The 2,500-nt window shown below is 62.4% G+C and carries 2 protein-coding genes; both read left to right on the top strand.

Annotated elements, in window-relative coordinates; genetic code table 11:
* The first annotated feature begins 202 nt into the window (after positions 1–202).
* Positions 203–1,237 carry an IS110 family transposase gene (locus tag MTX36_RS29340; RefSeq protein ID WP_243623178.1) on the top strand — a complete coding sequence of 345 codons (1,035 nt, stop codon included), beginning with the start codon at positions 203–205 and terminating at the stop codon, positions 1,235–1,237.
* A gap of 206 nt (positions 1,238–1,443) precedes the next feature.
* Complete coding sequence (locus MTX36_RS29335; protein ID WP_243623178.1) at positions 1,444–2,478, top strand: IS110 family transposase; 1,035 nt, start codon at positions 1,444–1,446, stop codon at positions 2,476–2,478.
* Positions 2,479–2,500: the final 22 nt, after the last annotated feature.

Here is a 2,500-nt window from a genome sequence, read left to right as displayed (position 1 = left end):
AGCCAGTGTCACGATTGATAGGTCGGCTGGTTCGCTCCACCGTTTATTCGCCTCCGTGGCTAATGTCCCTAGTGCGGCCAGCCGACACCGAAAGGACCGGACGATCTGGCTCGAGAGGAGCGTGGCGTCGCCCCTGACTGGGATATGCCGATCGACCGGCCCATGCCACCAACCCGGTATCGAGGCAGGAGACACAACAATCATGATCGTCATCGGAATCGATGCGCACAAGCGCACCCACACCGCCGTCGCCACCGATCAGATGGGGCAACAGCTATCGACGAAAACCGTTGGCACGACAAGTAAAGACCACCTCACGCTACTGCGATGGGCGACAGGAAAAGACGATGATCGCATCTGGGCGATCGAGGATTGCCGGCACCTGAGTCGACGACTCGAGCGAGACCTGATCGCCGCCGGAGAACGGGTGGTGCGGGTGCCACCGAAGTTGATGGCCCACGCCCGAGACTCGGCCCGCAGCTACGGAAAATCAGATCCGATTGACGCTCTTGCCGTCGCCCGAGCCGCGCTGCGCGAGCCGGATCTGCCGGTCGCCCGACTCGACGGTGTCGAACGCGAAATCAGGCTCCTCGTCGATCACCGTGAAGACCTTGTCGGCGAACGCACCCGCATCATCGCTCGGCTGCGTTGGCATTTGCACGAACTCGATCCGGGGTGGACACAGCCGGCGAAAATGGAACGGGCCAGCGCCTTTGTCAAAGTTCAGACGCATGTGTCGGACTTCGCCGGACTGGTGGCCGACCTCGCGGCCCGACTCGTCGACCATCTCCGCCGTCTCACGGTCGAGATCGACGAACTCGCCGCCGAGATCACTTCCCGAACCACCGTGCTGGCACCGTCCTTGCTGGCGATCCCGGGCTGCGGCGCTTTGACCGCAGCGAAGATCCTCGGCGAGACCGCTCAGGTCGGCCGATTTCACTCCAAGGATGCGTTCGCCCGCCACAACGGAACCGCACCGTTGCCGGTGTGGTCGTCGAATCATGCGCGACATCGGCTCTCGCGCACAGGGAACCGGCAAATCAATGCCGGTATTCATCGCATTGCTCTGACGCAAGCACGGTGCCACGCACCCGCCCGCGAATTGCTTGACCGACGCCGAAAGAACGGTGACGGAGGGATGGAAGCACTTCGGGTTCTCAAGCGTCGACTTTCCGATGTCGTCTTCCGTGCCATGGTCGTAGACCAGTCACTGGCGGTCATCGACGCAGTTGCTTGACAGAGGCCAGTGTCACGATTGATAGGTCGGCTGGTTCGCTCCACCGTTTATTCGCCTCCGTGGCTAATGTCCCTAGTGCGGCCAGCCGACACCGAAAGGACCGGACGATCTGGCTCGAGAGGAGCGTGGCGTCGCCCCTGACTGGGATATGCCGATCGACCGGCCCATGCCACCAACCCGGTATCGAGGCAGGAGACACAACAATCATGATCGTCATCGGAATCGATGCGCACAAGCGCACCCACACCGCCGTCGCCACCGATCAGATGGGGCAACAGCTATCGACGAAAACCGTTGGCACGACAAGTAAAGACCACCTCACGCTACTGCGATGGGCGACAGGAAAAGACGATGATCGCATCTGGGCGATCGAGGATTGCCGGCACCTGAGTCGACGACTCGAGCGAGACCTGATCGCCGCCGGAGAACGGGTGGTGCGGGTGCCACCGAAGTTGATGGCCCACGCCCGAGACTCGGCCCGCAGCTACGGAAAATCAGATCCGATTGACGCTCTTGCCGTCGCCCGAGCCGCGCTGCGCGAGCCGGATCTGCCGGTCGCCCGACTCGACGGTGTCGAACGCGAAATCAGGCTCCTCGTCGATCACCGTGAAGACCTTGTCGGCGAACGCACCCGCATCATCGCTCGGCTGCGTTGGCATTTGCACGAACTCGATCCGGGGTGGACACAGCCGGCGAAAATGGAACGGGCCAGCGCCTTTGTCAAAGTTCAGACGCATGTGTCGGACTTCGCCGGACTGGTGGCCGACCTCGCGGCCCGACTCGTCGACCATCTCCGCCGTCTCACGGTCGAGATCGACGAACTCGCCGCCGAGATCACTTCCCGAACCACCGTGCTGGCACCGTCCTTGCTGGCGATCCCGGGCTGCGGCGCTTTGACCGCAGCGAAGATCCTCGGCGAGACCGCTCAGGTCGGCCGATTTCACTCCAAGGATGCGTTCGCCCGCCACAACGGAACCGCACCGTTGCCGGTGTGGTCGTCGAATCATGCGCGACATCGGCTCTCGCGCACAGGGAACCGGCAAATCAATGCCGGTATTCATCGCATTGCTCTGACGCAAGCACGGTGCCACGCACCCGCCCGCGAATTGCTTGACCGACGCCGAAAGAACGGTGACGGAGGGATGGAAGCACTTCGGGTTCTCAAGCGTCGACTTTCCGATGTCGTCTTCCGTGCCATGGTCGTAGACCAGTCACTGGCGGTCATCGACGCAGTTGCTTGACAGAGGAGCTAGGGACAGTCCC

The sequence above is a fragment of the Rhodococcus sp. ARC_M6 genome, assembly GCF_022810305.1.
In the GTDB taxonomy this organism is placed as follows: domain Bacteria; phylum Actinomycetota; class Actinomycetes; order Mycobacteriales; family Mycobacteriaceae; genus Rhodococcus_F.
This window is presented reverse-complemented; position numbering and strand designations above follow the sequence as displayed.

Coding starts and splice junctions, on each gene's coding strand:
- MTX36_RS29335 (WP_243623178.1), top strand. CDS start 1,444: ATGATCGTCATCGGAATCGATGCGCACAAGCGCACCCACACCGCCGTC.
- MTX36_RS29340 (WP_243623178.1), top strand. CDS start 203: ATGATCGTCATCGGAATCGATGCGCACAAGCGCACCCACACCGCCGTC.